Here is a 16,359-nt window from a genome sequence, read left to right as displayed (position 1 = left end):
AAGAACCCAGATACCGAGATCAAGGACCACCCGAAATGCAGCCCTCACAAGGTCGGCCCCGGTTCGGGCGGATCCACCCCAGTCACCGATTCGAACGAATGATCCGGCGCAGTCCGCCGAGCCGAACGGCCTAACGCCGCGACAAACTCTCGCGAGACAATCTCCTGGTCGAGATCAAGAACCTTCGACAGCTCGCCAAGTTGCCCGGCCACCCGATCATGTGGCAACCGCGCCACCAAGGGAGCGACGCGTCGCAGCGCGTTCACGCGTCCGCTGATGTGATCCAGTACCCGGGACCAGCGAGCGATCTCGACCTCTATCGCCAACTCCGCCAGCGGCCGGGAAGTACTCAACGCCCCAAACAACCGATCCGCACCAGATGGTGTCTCAAGCAACGAGGCGGGGTCATTGCCGACGGGCAACTCCGCGATAAGCACCTGCTTGAAGAGCGACGACAGGTCGTCCAGCCATCTGACCGCCGCATGACGTCCGCCTCTGTCCGCATCGGCGGCCACGATCACTGTCTCGCCGCTGGACGAGAGACGAACCATCGTTGCCTGATGGAACGACAAGGCTGTCCCACACACCGCAAGCCCGGCCCAGCCTCGAGAGGTCAGCCGGCTCAGCTCGTCTATCGCCACTGCATCCATCGGCCCTTCGACGAGAACCGGTGTCGCCCCCGTCTCCAAGAGATCGCGCTGCTCGACGAGCCCGACAAGCGTGTGCGACTTCTGGTAGATCGGTGTCGTGGAAGAGTTCAGGTACTTCGCCCGCCCACTGCGCGAACGTCCGACAAATCCGACCACCTGCCGGTCACAATCCCATGCAGGGAACATGATGCGGTCCCGGAACCTGTCGACCAGATATCCGCTCTTGGTGACACTCGCCAACCCGGCATCCACCAAGTCCTCATCCTCGAAGCCCTGGAGCCTCAGATGGTCTACCAGGTGGGCCCAGCCGTCGGGCGCATATCCGACCTTCCAGGGCGAGCTTCGCCTCAACACATGTCCAAGTCCACGGTCGGTGAGGTACCCGGGAGCCCAACCGGTGTTGGACCCAAGCAACTCGTTCCGGAAGAACTCACCCGCGGCCGCGTGCGCCTCGCGCATTGCACGATGAGGGCTAGCCACAGCCTCTCCTGCAAGAGCGAGTGACCAACCAGTGGACCTTCGACACTCCAACCACCCCGACCAGGAACGAGAGTTTCTCCGGTCTTCAAGGTCGTCTGATGCCTGAGGCAAGAGAACCCGGATCCACTCCTCAAGGAGTCCTGGACAGATCAGGGCAACTCCGGACCTCGGAGGGATGAGATCCCATCGTCAGCAGGCTCGAGGGACGTTCTCATGCCGACGTCCACACCGCGCCCAGCGCGAGCAGCTGTTCTCCTCAACCGACTCCCAGGTGGCTCATCCGACCAATCCATCGAAACATCAGCAGTCCGAGCAAGCTGACTCCCCATCCGGTCAATCGCCTCATCGAGCAATTCAATCGCCCGCCGAATCGACCACGTGCCGGCCCTTCCACCACCGCCCGTGATAGGGGAGTTGACTTCGGCCATCGGTCTCTCATCGGCCTCACTTCCCACCCGCGCCGGCCTAATGAATCGGCTGGTGTGCGAACCGTGCTCGCGCTCCGTCATGGTCATTCAGGCTCGCTACGACTAGACGTCGGATGAAACCCGGATCACGGCATCCAGGACTCCCGGATCAGCCACCCACCACAGGAGCGAAGTTCGCGAGCTCCCAGCCAAAGGATGCACCTCGCGGCTGAGTGTTCCTTGGCTACACGGTCGCCGCCAACCACCTTGGCCATGTCCGTTACGCCAAATTCAGGCCGAACAAGGGGATCGGCGCGGGAAAGCCGACGGTCAGACAAGGTGAGGGCGATGGAGCCCCATCCGCCGCCGGCGGGACGCCGACACTGGGACTGCGAGCCGTAGTAGCCTCCGGCGCAACTTGACGCTGGGCGGCCTGCGGACCATGTATGATTGCCGCCTTCGCGGGATCATCGTCATCTGCGCAGGCATCGTTGGCATCTTCTCCTCGAGCACCGCTGGGCAAGCTGCGGCGCAACCTCTGGTCGATGACGCTGTAGCCGGGTTCGTGAATCGCAGAAGTCAGTCTGTGCCAAGGTCCGCGGCGGCGGGGTCTTTGAATCGCTCCAGCATGAGCCGGCAGGCTCGCCGCATGACGCGGTCCAAGTCATCGACAACACGGTGCAGGTCGGTCGCCGACTCACCGCGCAGATTCAACAGTGGCGCAGGTTCCACATCCCCGTGTACTTCGGAATTGCGGCGCTTGTACGCCGCCCGCATGAAACGCTCCACGGCCCCCGGATCGACTCCAAGGACCGAATCAGCCCGGAGCAGCTGTTCGGCCTCCTCCGAGATGACAGCGGACTGTTGACGGGTCGTGTGGCCGAGGTGATGGATGAACAGAGCCTCGGCGCAGATGATGAGGTCGATGAGACGATCTTCCGGTTGCGTGCGGCCGCCGGCGAAGCTGAGGCGGCGTAGGGCTACCTGCAGCGTCTTGGGAAGTGGTTGTGCCAGGAGTTCGAACACCCGCCGCAGCTCACTGATGTGATCCGCGAACAGCACAATGGGTCGTTCGGGATCAAGTGTGCCGAGCGGGGTCAGCTGCGCCTCAGCACTGCCGTTCGCCTCTAGCTCGTCCGGGTGGAGCATGCGAAGACGTCGAGTGGCCGCCGTCGACCCACCGCAAACCACACGCAACGTGCTGATCAACCGAGCCGCCGGATCGTCGGCTGCCTGAACGACCTCGGACGTTGTCTGCTTGGGCAGGTCCCGTTCAGCGACGAATGGATGGTCGTGTTCGAGGGTCAGCGCGATCTGGTTGAAGCGCGAAACGGTGACGCTGGTCAGGGTTGTCATACCGCTCGACCGGATCGCCAGCACACGCAGAGCAGCACCGATCTCAGCATCGGTCATCTCTCGCAAGACCAGTCCAGGAGACAGCTCAACGACAGCATCTTGCGCGAGTGCGACGCGGTTGATTGGCACGAGGTCGACCCACCTGACTCGTGGAGCAAGCAGTGCCGGCTCGACCCCCTCGTACAACTCGTCGAACTTCTCGCGGCGGAACTCGTAGTCCTGCGCGAAGAGGATCAGAGGTCTCAGCAAAGCGATCGATGACGACATCAGGTAATGCGCGTCTGGATCGCGAGAATTCACTGCCGACCAGTGTGTCGAAGCGCTGCGACAATTCCGCATCGGACCGCACGACCGATCGCAGCGAGCGCATCGGGGCGAAGGCGTCAAGCCATGCGCTCGAGTAGGTCTCGGGCGGCTGTCGCCACACCCGATGCCGACCGATCGCAAAGCTCTCCTACCCGTACCGCACCCATCTCCGCGGATCGAGCTCTTCATAGATCGTCGGCTCACCATGCGCTCGGCCAGATCAACCAACGCGACCTGCAACACACCAGCGATCAGATCTCTCAGATCGGTACGCTGAACCATTCCAACCCTTTCTCACCTCAGCGCACAGCCGTTGTCGGCAACCGACGCGGAGTCAGATGCTAATCGACGCTGTGTCGACGGCGCTCCAAAGCTGGTCGGTTCCGGCGGTTGAAAAGTGAGCGGTTGTTGAGAGTCTAGGACTCGGTTTGGTCGGTGGTGGTGCGGATGCTGGGGAGGCTGTCGATTCCGCGTCCGCGGAGTCGGTAGCTGGCGCCTTTGAGGGTGAGGACGTCGGCGTGGTGGACGATGCGGTCGATCATCGCGGCGGCGACGGCTTGGTCTCCGAAGAGGCCGCCCCAGCCGGAGAACGGCAGGTTCGAGGTGAGGACCAGGGAGGCGTGTTCGTAGCGGGAGGAGACGAGCTGGAAGAACAGGTTCGCGGCGTCTTGCTCGAACGGGAGGTAGCCGACCTCGTCGACGATGATCAGCCCGTAGCGGCGCAACCTGACGAGCTCTTGGGGGAGCCGGCCGGCGCGGTGGGCGTCGGTGAGGCGGGTGACCCAGTCGGTCGCGGTTGCGAACAAGACGCGGTGGCCGTGTCTGGCGGCCGCGACTCCGAGGGCGGTAGCCAGGTGGGTCTTGCCGGTCCCGGGCGGGCCGAGCAGTACGACGTTGCGGGCCTCGGCCAAGAACCCGCCCGAAGCCAGCGCTCCGACCTGTTGGCGTGCTGCGGGTTGGGCGTCGAAGTTGAAGTCCTCGAGGGTCTTGGGGGCAGGGAGCCCTGCTGCGCGGATCCGCAGTCGGGCGCCGGAGGCGTTGCGGGCACTGACTTCGCGCTCGAGGACCGCGGCGAGATAGTCCTCATAGGTCCAGCCTGCATCACGGGCCTGGTCGGCCAACCGGGCGGCGGCCTCGGTGATCCGTGGTGCCTTCAATGCAGCAGCGAGGTAGGTGATCTGCTTGACCGCCTCCGTGGGCCTCGGAGTGTTCTTGGTGGCGCCCATCAGCTGATCCCGTCTTGGTCGTTGAGCCCGAATGCGCGGTCGTAGTCGCTCAGATCCCGCGCGAGATCGTCTGCTGCGCCATCACCTGCGGCACCCGCAGCTGCGGCGGGGCGTGGCTGCTGGAACTGCTTGCGCAGCCAGGCGGCTGTCTCGACATGGACCGGGTCGGTGATGGTGGTTCCTCTGGCCCAGACGCGGGGGGTGCTCGGCCACGACGCGGCCCTCGCAGCGGACCCGGACCCGGTCGAGGTCTGCGGCGACGTCGACCATCCGGCCGATCACGGTCGGGTCGACGGAATAGTCGTTGGTGTCCAGGCGGACGTAGTAGTCGCGGCCCAGCCGGATCTTGTTGCGCCAGCCCAGGTGCAGCTGGATCGGCGGCAACGCCAGCATCGCCGCCCGGTCGGCGTCGACCAGGTCGGCCGGTGCGGCCTTGATGGTGCGCACCACCCGCGCGTTGGCCTTCGACAACCAGTCGGTGAACTGGGCGTTGAAGTCCGCCGGCGACGTGAACCTGCGGCCGGGCATGAACGAGGTCTCGAACCAGCCGTTGCGGCGCTCCACCACACCCTTGGACTCCGGGTCCCTCGGCGCAAGCAGCAGTACCAGATTGGTGGCCAGAGAGTGCCCATGAACGACGCGACGCCCTCGGCCCGGCGCCGGCCGCGGCCGATGCCGGGCTCGTTATCCCACAGCAGCCGTCGTGGGACTCGTCCGAGCTGCTGGATCAGCTCCCACGTGCCCAGCAGCAGGTCCTCGGTCTTCCGGGTCGGGATCATCAGCCCCGTCACGAACCGCGAGTGCGCCGCGGTGATCACCAGCACCGGCAACAGCTTCGCGGTGCCATCCTCGAGCGGGATCTTGCGCGGCGGGAACCACAGATCGCACTGCGCGGCGTCGCCGGGCGCCCACGCGATCCGGTCAGCCGGATCGACCGGCCGATGCTCGGGCCGCAGCCGCTTCACGTTCTCGCGGAACCACCGAATCGACCCCGTCCAGCCCACCCGCTCAGCCAGCACCGTCGCAGGCATGGCCGCGACCTCCGCCAGCAACGCCCGCACCGCCGGCTCGAACACCGTGAACGACGTCGGACCCGGTGACCGCTCATACTTCGGCGGCGAATCAGAGTTCACCGCCTTGATGACCGTGGTCCGCGAGATCCCCCGCCGCTCAGCGATCCGCGCCTTCGGCACACCCTCAGCCGCCAGCCTCCGGATCAGCGCCCAGTCCTCCAAAGTGATCACACTCCAATCGTCGAGTGCCCACTTTTCACCGCCGAAAGTGTTCAGGTTTCGAGCGCCGCCGACAGACGCTGGCCGGCGGTCAGCGGCTGCAGCCGCCCTCACTCCAGATCTCGACGCCACGTCGTGAACCGGCGCGCGAGTGAACCGCGAGAACCTCCGAACCGAGAAACCCGAAGCGTCGGATCAGTGCGTCTGGACGCCCGGGCGGAGCGCCTTGATCGGGCGGACTCGTCGGACGCGGACCCACAACCTGCGGATCAAGTCCGCACGATGGCGTCTCGTCTGCCCTGTCCAAGCGACACTGCTATCGCGCACCTCGCTGGACGCCTTCTCCACCACCAGTTGACTCCAGTTCACGTCACGAACCGTGGCACGTGGCCGAGGGCACCGCCGAGACTGCCAGAGGGGATCAGGAACGCTCTACGTCACTCTCGGTGGTCGTCACGGCCCGCAGTCGGGGCGAGGTGACGCCTCGTTGAGCCAGTACGGTAGCTTCAGACCCACAACCGGTGCTTCAGGAATGCCTTGTGGCGCCATGCTGCCTGCCCTTAACTCGAGTCTTTGGGCCAGAGGCTGGGTCAGTCCCGAGGAATGCCGAGCTCCCGCTTTACGGCAATTTGCAGTTCAGCCCAGATGTCTACCTGGTCCTCGCGATCAACGTTGTCGTACACGAATCTGTTGAAGTCATCCTGAACCTCGCTGCTCGCCAGGACGTAGGCTTCCGCAGCTAGGCTTGTCAAATTGGAATCATCCTCGGGCCGCTCCGATTTCACAGCGCCCGGGTCCTCCACGCGGCTGCGCACGGCTTCCAGCATGCGAGTGTACAGATCGGCCCTTCGCGTCCAGAGACGCTCCTCCCTGGCCATCGCAAGCGCGCTCTCGTGCTCGGCAAGCGCGAGTTTCTCAGCGTGTTGACGGCCTTCGCGACTCTCAGTCGCCTGCGCCTCCAAGGCCCTACGATTCGAGTGCCACTGAATAACCAGCGCGAACACGGCCACCGCCAGTCCAGCCCCACCGATCCAGTCCATGAGCACAGAGTTTACGTACCTGACGGCCGAGAGTGGCGCACCAATTGCCAGTCGTGGTGGGCTGCCCCACCCGGTGAGGACTGCTTAGGTTCCTCCAAGCGAGCTTCAGGCCAGGGCCACTCGATTCCTCGTTGCCTGACAAGTTTCTCTAGGTCTTCAAGACGTGCCCTCCTAGGCGCGAAAGCGCGCCGCCACCACAGGACCGGGAGCGCGGGCTCCCTCCGGCTCCTGCTTAAGCTAAGGGCTCGGATGCCCGCCTCCCGTTGGCTCGGCGCGCTCGCAGCCATGGGTGCCGGGTCGAACACACCAGAACTCGCCATCATCGATCGACACCCTGTCCACGTGGTTCCTCACTCTAACCTGACTTGTGCCAAGTTAGTGCGCACTGTCGTGGCCGTGGATCGTTCGCAGGATCTCGTGCAGGTCGTTGGGTAGCGGGTCGGCCGCGGTGATGGTGTGGGCGCCGGCCTGGATTTGGATGGTGCGGTAGCGGCGGGTGGTGCGGACGAACTTCTTGATCGACCAGCCGGTGGTGTCCTCGATCCAGCGTGAGACCGCGAGGGCGGCGAACACGATCGTCAGGTGGGCGTCGATCGAGTCGCGTTTGTGGTGGTAGATCGGCCGCGCGGCGAGGTCGCTCTTGGACATCCGGAAGGATTTCTCGACGTTGAACAGCCGGTGGTAGGCGTCGATCACGAACTCAGGCCCGGCGTCGAGGTTGGTCACGTAGCCCTTGATCCCGGCCAGCGCCCGGGCCTTGGCTTCGAGCTCACGGTTCACCTTCTTCGTCCCGCCGGTGAGGTTGACGAATCTGTTGCGCTTCACTGAGGCCAAGCCCTGGACGGCCCTCTCGGCCTTGGCGACTTGTTCGTCGATGCCACGCAGGGTTCGCCGGGCTCGGTCGGCGCGGTACTGGTAGTAGAAGATCTGGTTGCGGCGCTTGTCGCTGCGCGCGGCTGGCCATGGCTGGGTGAACACGTGCCCGTCCGGGATCTCGGAGTCGGGGTGGTTCTGTCGCCACTTCTTCACCACGTAAGGGATGTCGGGGACCCGTGCTCCAATGATGAACGACAAACCTTCGGTCTCCAGGGCACGTTTGTTCGCATCGGAGACCATGCCCGCGTCGGCCACGATCGTGACATCCGCCAGGTCGTGGGCTTTCATGAACTCGCGGATCACCGGCAGCATCGTGGTCGTCTCGGCGCGGTTGCCCTCGAACGCGTTCACCATCAACGGGAACCCGCATTCGTTGGTCAGCAGCCCGATAGTGATTTGCGGCTCCAGCCGACGTTCCTTGGAGTTATGCCGACGTCGGCATAACTCCAATTACGCCGAGGTCCCGGTTATGCCGAGGTTGTGGCGTCGATGGTGGTGTTCGTGCTGGTCAGCGGGTTCGGCGGGGGTGGCCGACGCGGCATAACCCGGTGCGGTGGGGCTCGGTTGTCATAGTTGTTCGAGGAAGGCGATGAGGTTATCGCCGGGCCGGTAGCGGCCTGGGGTTGTGTTGGTCGTGGGGACGCGGGCGAGGGCGCGCTCCTTGGTGCTCATGTCGGCGTGCAGGTAGATGTGGGTGGTCACCGCGCTCTTGTGACCGAGCCACAGGGCGATGACGGAGGTGTCGACGCCCGCGTTCATCAGCGCCATCGCCGCGGTGTGCCGCAGGGTGTGCGGGGTGACGTGCTTGGACGTGATCGACGGGCAGGCGAGCGCGGCGGTCGCAGCGTGTAGGGCGACGAGCCGTTGGACGGCGTCGGCAGACATCGGGGTTCCGCGGCGGGTCGGAAAGGCTGGGCCGCTGGGCGAAGGTCCGGCCTCAGGCAACCAGGTGCGTAGAACGTCCACGGTCTGCCGGGTCAGCGGGGTGGCGCGTTCCCTTCGGCCTTTGCCGGTGGTGTGAACGGCAGCGCCGGGCATGGCGGTGGTGACGTCCTGGATGGTCAGCCCGGTCATTTCCGAGAGACGGAGCCCAGTCTGAACAGTGGTGAGGAGCAGCGCGTGGTCCCGCCGCCCGTGCCAGGTCGTGCGGTCTGGCGCTGCGAGGAGGGCGTCGGTCTCAGGGCCGGTCAGGTAGGACACGATTGCCCGGTCGTGGCGGCGTTGCGGGATCGCCAGGACCTGGCTCGCGGTGTGGGCTCGGTCGGGGATGAGCGGCAGCGCATAGCGGTAGAAGGAATGGATCGCAGCCAGGCGCGCGTTGCGGGTCGCCGTGCTGTTGTGCCGTTCGTTGTCGAGGTGATCGAGAAACGCGCCCACGGTGAGAGCGTCGAGATCGTCGATCGTGAGGCCGGATGGGGCCTTGTTCGTCTTCTGTCCGGCGAACAGCAGCAGGAGCTTGATCGTGTCCCGGTAGGCCGAGACCGTCTGTGGGCTGGCCTGCAACTGCCTGCCCAGCCGTTGGGTGAAGAAACCTTGGAGCAGTGAGGTCACGGTCGGCGCGGTCATGACACCGACTCCGTCGTGGGACCGCCCGCTCGGGCCTCGAGGCGGCGCGTGGCGAGGGCGAGCAGTTCGGGCACTGCGTGCAGGTACCAGTAGGTCGAGGCGGGATCGACGTGCCCGAGCCAGGTCGACAACTGCGGCAGCCGCGCTTGAACGTCATGGCCATCGCGGTACCAATCGAGCATCGTGGTCACGGCGAAGGTGTGCCTCACATCATGCAGCCTGGGCGGCCTGTGACCGGGCGTGGTGGTGATGCCGGCAGCGGCCACGATCTGTCTGAAGGTGACGCCCAGCCTGTCCGGGTTGATCGCCTCACGCCGGCTGTTGACGAAGACGGCCGGGCAGGCACGTGCCGTGGTCCCGACCCAGTCGTGTCGAACCTGCAGATAGTGGCCCAGAACCGTGGCAGTGGTCGGGTGAATGAACACCAGCCTGGACTTGTCGAACTTCGTCTGCAGAACCTGCACCACGCCGTTGGCCAGGTCGATGTCGCCGATCGTGAGGCGGCACGCCTCACCGGGGCGCATCCCCGTCGCGGCGAGCAGGCCGATCAGCGTTCGCCATGTCACCGCCTTGAACAGTGGGGACAAGGTGTCGGTGGCTGCCAGGAGCGCGAGAACCTCCGCCTCGCTGAACACATTCGGTTCCTTGGGTCGGTATCGCCGGTTGCAGATCGACTCGGGAGGGACCTGGGTGGCCGGGTCCAACGCGTGCTGATACCGGGCGAAGATCCTCACCGCGTCCATCCTGCGGGCGAACAATGCGTCATTGACGGGAACCTTGATCGCCGCGGTGGCCCACCGCACCGCGAGGTCGTTCTGGACGCGGGTGGCTCCGCGGTCCTCGCAGAACGCCACGAAGCTCAACAGCAGCTTGCTCAGGCCTTCGACCTTGAAGCCCATCGCCCGGCGCGTGGCGAGGTAATCCGTGACGTTCTCGCGCAGCGTGCTCATGATCGAGCACCCGGCCACGGTCGAGCCAGACTCCGAGCAGCAAGATCACCACCGGTGACCCCAGGTGTCGTGCCTGGCCAGGGCCGGGCGAGTGGTCGCAGAGCCGCCTCATCGACCTTGGCATAGATCGCCGTCGACCTCGCGCCTTCGGTGGCGCAGCACCTGCCCCACCTCCGGCAGCGATGCCCCGGCGCGCAGCATGGCCGTGGCCAGCGTGTGTCGCAGACGGTGCGCGCCGATTCGATCAAGCCCCGTGTTCTCGCATGCGGTGCCCACGACATGGCCGATTGCCCCGGACGTCAGCGGCCGACCGGGTGACCTGAGGGTGGTGAACACCGAGCGCGTCTTGCACTCGGGTCGCCCATCGGTCAGCCACGCGACGATCGCTTCTCCCGGCTCGGCCGGCAGGGGCAGTCGTTCGACCCGGTTGCCCTTGCCGACCACGGTCAGTTCACCGGCACGCCAGTCGATGTCGTCCAAGCGCAGGCTTGCGACCTCGCCTCGACGCAGCCCGAGCCGAGCCAGCAGCAGCAACATCGCGTAGTTGCGCCGGCCCGTGGCCGTGAACCGCGAACGCGCGGCGCCCGCCAGCAGTCGCTCAAGGTCGGCCGCTGGCACCGACCTCGGCAGCGAAGCGAGATGCCAGGCCGCGGGCGACGGCACCGCCCCCCACAGTTCGGCCGCCGTCCGCCCCGTTGCGTGCGCGAACCGCAGGAACGAACGCACCGACCTCGCCATCGACTTCGCTGTGTTCGTGTTGCGATCTCGGCAGTACTCGACCATGAACGCTGTTACAGTCCCCGCGTCCAAAAGATTTACCGACACCTGCGTGGGCTGGGGCAGCGTGGTCAGGAACTGCTCGGCGTGCCAGCAGTAGTTGTGGACGGTGATCGGCGCCAGACCCCGTTGGCGGTCCAGCCACCCGCCAAACTCGACAAGCAGGTCGCTCACCGAAGTCGTGTCCTCGCGGGCATCCGTGATGGTTACCGGGTCCATGTGTTCCTCCTCTGATGGGCATACGACAGCACCACCAGACAGACACATCAGCGCACACGCCGCACCGGTTATGCCGCGTCGGCCACCCCCGCCGAACCCGCTGACCAGCACGAACACCACCATCGACGCCACAACCTCGGCATAACCGGCACCACGGCGTAATTGGAGTTATGCCGACGTCGGCATAACTCCAAAGAACGCCGAGTCGACCCGCAAGTGGTTGTTGGGCTGTTGGTCGACCGGCACGGGTTTCCACTCGAGATCGGCTGCTTCGAGGCCACCTTGACAGAGACGCTAACGATTGTCCCGATCATCAAGGCCTTCCAGGAACGCCACGGCCTGGCCGACATGGTCGTCGTGGCCGACGCCGGGATGTTGTCAGCGGGCAACCTCAAGGAGCTCGACGAGGCTGGCCTGCGGTTCATCGTCGGCTCCTGGGTCACGAAGGCACCCAAGGACCTGGAGTCCCACTTCCGGTGGCACGGTGACGCGTTCGTCGACGGGCAGGTGATCGACACCATCACCCCGAAGGACCAGCGCGGGACAGCGAGCAACGCGAGTGACCCCAAGGTGAAAGCCGAGCCGGTCTGGGACCCCCAGACCCATCCTCGATCATGGCGCGCAGTCTGGGCGTACTCCACGAAACGGGCGGTGCGCGACAACAAGACCCTGACCCTGCAGGAGAACAAGGCCCGAGCCGTCGTCGCGGGCGAGAAAACCGCGAGGACACCCCGGTTCGTCAAGACCCGCAACGGCGCCGCCGAGCTCGACGAGGCATCACTCGCGCGGGCACGCCGGCTGGTCGGATTGAAGGGCTACGTCACCAACATCGAAGCCAGCATCATGCCCGCGCCCGAGGTCATCGCCAGCTACCACGACCTGTGGCACGTCGAGCAGTCCTTCCGGATGTCCAAGACCGACCTACGCGCCCGGCCGATGTTCGCCCGCACCCGCGACGCGATCGAGGCCCACCTGACCATCGTGTTCACCGCACTGGCAGTGTCCCGCACCGTGCAGAACCGAACCGGCCTATCGCTGCGACGGTTCCTGCGCACCCTCAAGCCACTTCGCTCAGCCACCGTCGAGATCAACGGCGTGATCACCACGATCCCGCCCGCCCTCAATCCCGACCAAGAGGCGATCCTCGACGCACTGGATCGCCCGATCCCAAGGCACTAACCCTGGTCTTTCAGTAAGCGGTTGATTCTGCGCGGCGATGGTATCGGGGTGGCCGGGTGGGTGTCGGGCGTGATGGGTCGGCCGGCTTGCCGGCTGTTTCCTAGGTCCTTTGATCGTGGGTGGTCAGGGGGTGTCGGTGTTCAGTTGCGTAGCGGGTGTGGGATCAGGGCGAGGCGGGCGAACGCGGCGGCCAGGTCGCGGGCCCAGTGCCAGTGCTCCGCGAGACGGACGAAGATCTTGCGTTGGCCGCGGGTGATGCGGGCCGCGGCGTGGAGCAGCCGGTAGCGCAGCGCTTTGGGTTCGCACTTGGCCAGGTCGCCGTCCAGGAGCAGGTGTTGGGTCCAGGCGAGCAGGTCGATCCCGGTCAGGGCGAGTTCCAGCCAGGCGGCGTTGAGCGCGAACAGTCTGGAGGGGAACCGGCCGATGCCGGTGTCTTTGCCGCAGCGGATCCGGTCCTCGACGCGGGCATGGGCACGGTGTCTGGCTTCGAGGTGGGCGAGCTGGCCGTGGGTGGTGTCGGTCGCGAACGCCTGGTAGCGCAGCCCGTGGTGTTGATCGAACAGGCATAGTTGCGCGCCAGGATGGGGTCGTTCGCGACGCACGATGACCCGCATCGCGGCTGGCCAGCCCGCCGCGGTCAGGCCGTCCAGCAGGCCGGTGATCTCCGCGACATCAGCCCCGTGTCTGACTGACCCGTCGGCCTCGATCGCCGGTGTCCAGGCCTGGCGCGGTAGCGCGTCGATCGCGGCTTGGACTGCTTTGGTCATGGTGAACCCGACCGAGAACTCCAGGTCCAGGCCGTTGGTCTCCCGCAGGCCGTGCAGGTGCCTCAGCCAGTCTCTGGTGGCGCCGGCGCCGTCGGCGCGGATCAGGATCGGGCGGTCGTAGCGATCAGTCTCGGGGATCTGGGCCAGAGCCAACTCGGTGACGGTGATGTGGTCGGCCGCGGTGTTGCTGCCGGCGTTCCCGGGTCGGAGCAGCCCGGCCAGCGCTTCACCGGTGTTGTCGAGGAACGCCAGCAGCGGGTGATATCCAAACCCACCCTTGAACGTCGCCGCCGCAGACTCCTTCTCGCTGTGACAAGTCACCAGCGAGGCATCGACATCGATCACCAGCCCGGCCAGTTCACGCCCGCCAGCGGTCGCCGCGGGCACGTCTCGCCCGAGTTCGGCCCGGGCCATCCAGGCCCGATCCCGCGCCAGCGCACGCGCTTGCCGCAATCCGGCCAGCACAACGTCGTCGACACTGTCCAAGACCCGCCACGCCGTGGCGGTTGAGGCGACCGGTCCGAACAGGTCGGGCTGGTCGCGCAGCACGGCCAGATCCGAGATCGTTTCACCGCCGTCGGCCAGCATGACCGCTACATCGACCAGCACCCTGCCCGGGTCATGCCTCGACCGGCGCTCCCGCAGCCCCGCCAATCCGTCACTGAACGCTGCGGCCAGACCGGTGACCTCGGCCAGATCTGCCAGCAACCGCGACCCGGCATGCGAGGCGACACCCCACCCATCTGCCGTCACCGTGACCACCGGACGCGTCGTTGTATTCTGCACCTACGAAGTGCCTTCCCTCTCGGGTCATTCTGAGCTCTAGACAAGTCCAGAATCCCTTGCAGGTAAGGCACTTCGCTGCATCCAGGCCGAGCATCGACCCCTCGGGATCACATCGTTACCGCAAAGCCCGGGCTAACCCGATTGACCCAACTCAGGTCAAGGGCGCCGCCTTCGGCGTCGCACGGGATCGAGCAAGCTCGCCCTTGACCCGCGCCGAACCGAACCTGAGGTCGGCAGCTGTCGGGGCGATGCAATGCGGGGAATGCCCGCGCGCCTTGACACGTAGCAGTCAAGGCGCCTCAAACAGTTCTGGAATGCTGGGCTCTTCTCACGATGCTATCCAGCAGGCTTCGTTTGCGCCCCTCCATATCACCGCGACCTTCGTCGCTCAGACTGGCCCTACTCGTCAAGGTCTCGGAGATACGTGATACCGAAGGCCTTGAGCTCGCGGTACTTCTGGTACTTCGTGGCGAGGTCGAACGGGCTGTCCGACATGCGCTGGAAGATGTCGAGGCCGCGTCCGAGCAGAATCCTCCAGCCGGTGTCTGTCGTGATCGACCGGTCGTGGATCGTGTGCGGCTCGGCGAACTCGACATCGAAGACGATACCGAGCACGGCCGCGCTCTTCTTGATCTGCAGGAGGTACTCGTACTGCTTCTGCAGCTTCTCCGGGCCGTCCTGGTTCTCGACAGTGACGAGCTTCAGCGCGACCTCGTCGGCGGGGTCTTTGCGACGAGCTATCCCCTCGATGAGCTCCATAAGGTTCCTGGCCTGGTGGAACATGCGCACGTAGGGGTCGACGATCGTGATCTGCGAGGCGCCACGCAAGTACGGAACGAGCAGAGCGTCGTATGAGACACCGCGCTGGCCGCCTCGGTACTCCAGGTGTCCGTGGAACAGCTCGGGCTCAGGCGCCGGCTCTGCGACCTTGTCGGCACCTGCCGCGTCACTCGACGCTGCACGGCCTCCAAGCGGGTCGGTGTCTGCCGGCGCCTCCTCTGGTTCGGCATCCTTGTGCACGCGGTGGTAGTACGCGGGGTACTCGTCTTCCTCAAGCGTGGCGACAGCGTGCCAGCTGCCGTCCTTGTCGAGGTAGCCGAACTTGACCTCGGCCATAGTCGAGTCGATGCGCAGGATCTGGTCCTTAACGCGCTTCCGGCCCTCGATCGCGAACCGCAGGATCTCCTCGAGCTCCTCGCGGGTGGCCTCGCCGCCTGGGTAGAGAATCTTCATCAGACCGGAGAATGTCTTGTGGACTCCGTCGCGATCGCGGGTTGAGATGTCGGGCGACAGTGTGAAGTACTGCAGGTAGCGGTCGGAGTAGTCCTGCGATCGCATCGACTTGAGGACCTCGGCGATGTAGTCGACGACGAACCCGTAGCCGTCGGAGAACATCTCGCCCCGGATGATGTCGACTTCCCAGCCGGGGATGTAGTGGTGCAGACGGTCCAGGAAGGCGGGGTCATGGTAGGCCTCGGGCAGCTCGTCGAACAGGTCGGAGTTCTTGAGCATGTACGGCACGGTGTGCGAGGTGTTGCCCACGAAGACCATCGAGGCCTCGGCGCCGAGCGTCTCGACACCACGGGAGAACGACTTGTTCGCCATGTAGTTCTTCATGATGTCGACGAGCGCCTTATCGGTGCGCTTCTTCTTGCCGGCGAACTCGTCGAACGCGACGACGTCCCAGTACCCGACCAGGCCGATCCGCCCGTTGGAGTTGTTGACGAAAAGCTTTGGGACCGTGACCTCGCCACCGGAGATCAGCATCCCATGGGGCGAGAACTCCGAGAAGATGTGGGACTTGCCGGTGCCCTTGGGGCCGAGCTCAACGAGGTTGTAGTTGCGCTCGACGAACGGGATGAGGCGCATGAGCTGGAAGAACTTCCCTCGCCTGCTGAACATCTCGGGGTTGAACCCGATGGACTGCATGAGCAGGTCGACCCACTCCTCGGTGTTGAATCCACGACGGGCTTCGAGGTACTGGTCGGCGTCGAACTTCGACAGCTGGATGGGCTTGATCGAGCCGAGGATCCACGGCACAACCTGTTGGTCCTCGCTATGGAAGTACTCGATGTCGCAGATGCACCAGACGCCACCGACTAGGAGCTTGGGGTGCGCCTTGATCGTCGGTGAGTCGACGATCACGCCCTTGATGCCGAGGTTGGCGAACTCGGCCTCGTAGACGTCGGCCTTCTCATTGAGGGAGACGGTGACCTTGTCGATGACCCGGTGCCGACCGCGCTCTTTGATCGTCGACTTGACCAGCTCGGATTCGCTGCGATGCACGTAGTGCTCGGCGAGGATCTTGCGCACAGTGTCGATGCCAGCCTGGATGGTGGCCTCGTCGTCCGAGGCGGCGTACTGCCCGAGGAGGTACTCGAGGACGTATGACGGCACGATAGCGTTGCCCTTGACGGCCTTGACCAGGTCCTTGCGGACGACGACGCCGGGGAACAGCAGGTTGATCTTGAAGTCGAGGTCGCTCTGCTGCGGCGCACTCGGCTCGGGCGTCTCGTTCTCGGTCTCGCTCATCTCAGCCCCC

9 protein-coding genes and 3 pseudogenes are annotated in these 16,359 nt (G+C 65.3%); 1 reads left to right on the top strand and 11 read right to left on the bottom strand.

Features of this window, described 5'->3' with window-relative positions; genetic code table 11:
- Positions 1–44: 44 nt before the first annotated feature.
- From OG555_RS18985 to OG555_RS18945, 9 genes and pseudogenes are all read right to left on the bottom strand, one after another.
- Positions 45–1,109: a toprim domain-containing protein gene (locus OG555_RS18985; RefSeq protein ID WP_329484237.1), complete on the bottom strand. Its 1,065-nt coding sequence runs from the start codon at positions 1,107–1,109 to the stop codon at positions 45–47.
- Between the two features lie 1,007 nt (positions 1,110–2,116).
- Positions 2,117–3,193 carry a hypothetical protein gene (locus tag OG555_RS18980; protein WP_329484236.1) on the bottom strand — a complete coding sequence of 359 codons (1,077 nt, stop codon included), beginning with the start codon at positions 3,191–3,193 and terminating at the stop codon, positions 2,117–2,119.
- A gap of 422 nt (positions 3,194–3,615) precedes the next feature.
- Positions 3,616–4,425, bottom strand: coding sequence for an IS21-like element helper ATPase IstB (gene istB, locus OG555_RS18975; RefSeq protein WP_329484235.1), 810 nt, complete (start codon positions 4,423–4,425; stop codon positions 3,616–3,618).
- Positions 4,425–5,669 (bottom strand): annotated as a pseudogene (gene istA, locus OG555_RS18970) (IS21 family transposase). The gene istB and the pseudogene istA overlap by 1 nt, the downstream one beginning before the upstream one ends.
- 578 nt (positions 5,670–6,247) lie before the next feature.
- Positions 6,248–6,697, bottom strand: coding sequence for a hypothetical protein (locus tag OG555_RS18965; RefSeq protein WP_329484234.1), 450 nt, complete (start codon positions 6,695–6,697; stop codon positions 6,248–6,250).
- 375 nt (positions 6,698–7,072) lie between these two features.
- A pseudogene (locus OG555_RS18960) lies at positions 7,073–7,996 on the bottom strand (IS1634 family transposase); the annotation flags it as partial.
- 144 nt (positions 7,997–8,140) lie between these two features.
- Positions 8,141–9,139: a tyrosine-type recombinase/integrase gene (locus tag OG555_RS18955; protein ID WP_329484233.1), complete on the bottom strand. Its 999-nt coding sequence runs from the start codon at positions 9,137–9,139 to the stop codon at positions 8,141–8,143.
- Entirely contained in the window at positions 9,136–10,089 is a 954-nt protein-coding gene (locus tag OG555_RS18950) for a tyrosine-type recombinase/integrase (RefSeq protein ID WP_329484232.1), read from the bottom strand. The genes OG555_RS18955 and OG555_RS18950 overlap by 4 nt, the downstream gene beginning before the upstream one ends.
- 108 nt (positions 10,090–10,197) lie before the next feature.
- Complete coding sequence (locus tag OG555_RS18945) at positions 10,198–11,085, bottom strand: tyrosine-type recombinase/integrase (protein ID WP_329484231.1); 888 nt, start codon at positions 11,083–11,085, stop codon at positions 10,198–10,200.
- A gap of 189 nt (positions 11,086–11,274) precedes the next feature.
- On the opposite strand from OG555_RS18945, the pseudogene OG555_RS18940 reads away from it, so the two are divergent.
- Positions 11,275–12,264 (top strand): annotated as a pseudogene (locus OG555_RS18940) (IS1634 family transposase); the annotation flags it as partial.
- A 140-nt stretch (positions 12,265–12,404) separates the two neighbouring features.
- Here OG555_RS18940 and OG555_RS18935 read toward each other — a convergent pair.
- Complete coding sequence (locus tag OG555_RS18935) at positions 12,405–13,817, bottom strand: IS1380 family transposase (protein ID WP_329484230.1); 1,413 nt, start codon at positions 13,815–13,817, stop codon at positions 12,405–12,407.
- 399 nt (positions 13,818–14,216) lie between these two features.
- Complete coding sequence (gene brxL, locus OG555_RS18930; RefSeq protein ID WP_329484229.1) at positions 14,217–16,349, bottom strand: BREX system Lon protease-like protein BrxL; 2,133 nt, start codon at positions 16,347–16,349, stop codon at positions 14,217–14,219.
- Between the last annotated feature and the right edge of the window lie 10 nt (positions 16,350–16,359).

The sequence above is a fragment of the Kribbella sp. NBC_01484 genome (assembly GCF_036227145.1).
GTDB lineage: Bacteria > Actinomycetota > Actinomycetes > Propionibacteriales > Kribbellaceae > Kribbella.
This window is presented reverse-complemented; position numbering and strand designations above follow the sequence as displayed.